Raw genomic sequence first — 3,537 nt, forward strand, 5'->3', positions numbered from 1 at the left:
CCGCCGTCGATGCCGGCTGACGGGCCGGTCGACGCGGGGGAGCGGGTGCTGCGGACCTTCGTGCGCGACGGCGTCCTGGTCGGGCTGCCGGCGCAGCGGGGCCGACGTCGGGTCCTGCTGGTGCACATCGCCGCCGCGTTCGAGCCCGGGGTGCGGTATCCGGAGCGCGCCGTCGACGAGACGCTGCGCGCCTGGTGTGCCGGCGGCGGGTCGGACCACGTGACGCTGCGGCGGTACCTGGTCGACGAACACCTGCTGAGTCGGGAGCAGGGGGTCTACTGGCGGACCGGCTGATCCTCCACGCGGAGACGATCCCGTTCCAAACGGTTGTTAACCTCGGGGAATGTCCTCGTGCTCGCCGGGCGGCGCTCCCGACCTGATGTTCCTGCTCGCCTCGGCCAGCCATGCCCTGCTGGCCGAGCACGCCGCCGGGCTGGCGGAGCTGGGCATCTCGCCCCGGGCGCACCACGTCCTGCTGCGGGCCCGGGCGGGGGATCTCACCCAGCGGCAGATCGGCGAGGCCTGCGGCATCGACAAGACCACCATGGTCGTGACGCTCGACCAGTTGGAGGCCGCCGGGTTGGCCCGCCGCCGCCCGTCGCCCACCGACCGCCGGGCACGCCTGGTGGAGGTGACCGGGCAGGGCGTCGTGGTGCTCGATCGGGCCCAGGAGATCGCCGCGCGGATCCAGCAGGACGTGCTCGCCGGCCTGCCGCCGGCGCAGCGGGAGGCGCTGCTGCGGTCACTGGAGAACCTCGTCGCCGGGCGACTCTCCGGCGCCGGGCCGTGCGGTCCGGGCAGCCGCCCCGGGTGTTGATCCCGCAGGAGATGGTTTCGATCGGGACTATCTGCTACGGTCGCTCTCGTCGAACCCGCGACCGAGGAGCAACCATGAGCGCGACCGCGCAGCCCACCACCACCACCTCGTCCGTCCGCCGGCGTGCCCTGGGCGTCCTCGCCGCCGTCGCGACCTGCGCCCTGATCTGGGTGATCGGGGCCGTCGCCGGAGTGGACTGGACGGTGACAACCCCCGGCCGTCCCGCGATGGAGGTCGGGCTGGCGCCGGTCGTCGTGTTCTCCCTCGGCGCGTCGCTGGTGGGCTGGGCGGCGCTTGTCGTCCTCGAGCGCTTCGCCGGTCACCGGGCGACGCTCATCTGGACCGTCCTCGCCGCGGTGGTGGCCGTGGTGTCGCTGTTGCCCCTCTTCGGGGCCGACGCCTCCACCGGCGCCAAGCTCGCCCTCGGGGCCATGCACCTGGCGGTCGCGGCCGTCCTCATCCCGATCCTGCCCACCCGCCGCTGACCCCGGCCCGGCCGACCCGGCGCCCGCGACCGGCCGTCGCGGGCGCCGACGCGTGAGTACGGGCGTCGGGGTTGGCGACCGCGCCGGGGCGCGCTAAATACTGAAGAGGAAGTTGAGTCGTCTCGACTCAACCCGAGACCTTCGGCCAGGAGACCCGAGGAGGCACGACCATGCTGATGCGTACCGACCCGTTCCGTGAGATCGACCGGCTCGCCGAGCAGTTCTTCGGCACCGCGACCCGACCGGCGATGATGCACCTGGACGCCTACCGCGACGGCGAACACTTCTACGCCGCGTTCGACCTGCCCGGCGTCGACCCCGACAGCATCGACTGCACGGTGGAGCGCAACGTGCTGACCGTCCGCGCCGAGCGCCGCCGGCCCACCGGTGACCGCGTCGAGCTCGTCGCCGCCGAGCGTCCGATGGGCACCTTCACCCGCCAGCTCTTCCTCGGCGACACCCTCGACACCGACAAGCTCGAGGCGGGCTACGACAACGGCGTCCTGACGCTGCGGATCCCGGTGGCCGAGCGGGCGAAGCCCCGCCGGGTCACCGTCACCGCCGGCGGCAACGGCAACGGCAACGGACGCAGGGAGATCCACGCCTGAGCGGACCGCGCCCGCGGGACGTCGCACCGGTCCCGCGGGCGCGTCGTCACGTCGGGTACAGCGCCGCCAGGGCCCTCGCCGTGCCCCGGAACAGGTCCCGTAGCTCGGCGGGGGCGAGCACCTCCACCTCGGCACCGAGCTTGAGCAGCTCGACGTGGCCGTGCCGCACCGACTCGATCGGCACCGTCGTCGGCAGCCAGCCCTGGTCGTCCGGCTCACCCGCCGCCGCGCGGGCCGCCCGGCTCATCGCCGGGGGGAAGACGTGCGTGGCCAGTTCCAGCGCCGCCACCGTCATCCGCACGTGTGCCTCGGCGCGGTACACGCCGCGCTCGTACACCTCGGCGTGCTCCTGCCAACAGCGGGCCAGGTCGAAGTCGGCCGGGCGCTCGAACCACTCGTCGAGGACGGCCAGGTCCAGGATCGCGGCGACCCGGTAGGTGCGTACCTGTCCGCCGGCGTCGGCGACCAGATACCACCGTCCCGCCTTGAGCACGACACCCAGCGGGGCGAGCTCCCGGACGACCTCGCGCGGCTGCTTCCACCGCTGGTAGCGCACCCGGACCCGCCGGTCCTCCCACACCGCCCCGGCCAGGGCGGCCAGGTGCGGCGTCGGCTCCGGCTCGCGGAACCAGCTGGGCGCGTCGAGGTGGAACCGCTGCCGGATCCGCCCGCCCCGGTCGGCCAGTTCCCCCGGCAACGCGGCCCGCAGCTTCAGCTCGGCGGCGGCCAGGAGGGTCCCGAGGCCGAGCTCGGCCGCCGGGCCGGGGACGCCGGCCAGGAACAGCGCCTCGGCCTCACCGGCGGTCATCCCGGTCAGCCGGGTGCGGTAGCCGTCCAGGAGCTGGTAGCCGCCGTCCGGGCCGCGCTCGGCGTACACCGGCACCCCGGCGGCGGAGAGCGACTCGACGTCCCGGTAGATGGTGCGGATCGACACCTCCAGGGCGGCGCTCAACTCCTGGGCGGTCATCCGGCCCCGGGTCTGCAGGAGCAGCAGCAGGGACACCAGCCGACTCGCACGCACCGCCCGACCGTACCCGTCGGCCGGTCGGGCGCGCCTCCACGGGTTTCCGACCCGGAGCTGAGAACCTTTTTCACATGCTCTCCTCGGACGCTCCGGTGCGGTCCCGTCCGTCGGCCCGCCCGGCCCTGCCCGCCGGACCGACCGACTTCACCGAGGCGTGGCTGCGCAACCGGCGACTCTCGGTGCACACCCGCGACGCGTACCGGCGGGACGTCGCGGGCTGGCTCGCCTGGTGCGCGGCCCGGGACCTCGATCCCCTGTGGGCGAACTTCCTGCACGTCAACGAGTACGCCCGCACGCTGGAGTCGACCCTCGCGGTGCGCAGCGGCCGACCGTTGACCCCGGCCACCGTGGCGCGCCGCCTGTCCGCGCTGTCCAGCTGGTACGACTTCCTGGTCAAGCTGCGGGCGGTCGACGCCAACCCGGTGGCCGGCGCGGACCGACCGCGCATCGACCGGGACCACTCGGCGACGGTGGGGCTCACCCCGGACGAGGTGGACGCGCTGCTCGCCGCCGCCGAGGCCGACACCGGCCCCACCGCCGCCCGCAACCGCGCCACCATCGCGCTGCTGGCCGACCTGGGCCTGCGGGTGGGGGAGCTGGTCT

General features: G+C 74.4%; 6 protein-coding genes. 5 read left to right on the forward strand and 1 reads right to left on the reverse strand.

Features of this window, described 5'->3' with window-relative positions; genetic code table 11:
* From AB0I76_RS25290 to AB0I76_RS25305, 4 genes are all read left to right on the forward strand, one after another.
* Nucleotides 1–294, forward strand: a 294-nt coding sequence (locus AB0I76_RS25290) for a DUF2087 domain-containing protein (protein ID WP_357040212.1), incomplete at its 5' end; no start/stop codon positions are given.
* A gap of 49 nt (nt 295–343) precedes the next feature.
* Entirely contained in the window at nt 344–817 is a 474-nt protein-coding gene (locus AB0I76_RS25295; protein ID WP_357040214.1) for a MarR family transcriptional regulator, read from the forward strand.
* A gap of 74 nt (nt 818–891) precedes the next feature.
* Nucleotides 892–1,302 (forward strand): DUF6069 family protein, encoded by a 411-nt coding sequence (locus AB0I76_RS25300; RefSeq protein WP_357040217.1) that lies wholly within the window; start codon nt 892–894, stop codon nt 1,300–1,302.
* 170 nt (nt 1,303–1,472) lie between these two features.
* The gene (locus AB0I76_RS25305; protein ID WP_357040220.1) at nt 1,473–1,910 is read left to right on the forward strand and encodes an Hsp20/alpha crystallin family protein; all 438 of its coding nucleotides are present in this window, start codon (nt 1,473–1,475) and stop codon (nt 1,908–1,910) included.
* A 46-nt stretch (nt 1,911–1,956) separates the two neighbouring features.
* Here AB0I76_RS25305 and AB0I76_RS25310 read toward each other — a convergent pair whose 3' ends face one another.
* A complete protein-coding gene (locus AB0I76_RS25310) occupies nt 1,957–2,931 on the reverse strand; it encodes a YafY family protein (RefSeq protein ID WP_357040223.1) in 975 nt (324 codons plus the stop codon).
* A 74-nt stretch (nt 2,932–3,005) separates the two neighbouring features.
* Here AB0I76_RS25310 and AB0I76_RS25315 point away from each other — a divergent pair.
* A partial coding sequence (locus AB0I76_RS25315) for a site-specific integrase (protein ID WP_357040226.1) occupies nt 3,006–3,537 on the forward strand: 532 nt, incomplete at its 3' end.

It is taken from the genome of Micromonospora sp. NPDC049799 (assembly GCF_040656655.1).
Lineage (GTDB): Bacteria > Actinomycetota > Actinomycetes > Mycobacteriales > Micromonosporaceae > Micromonospora.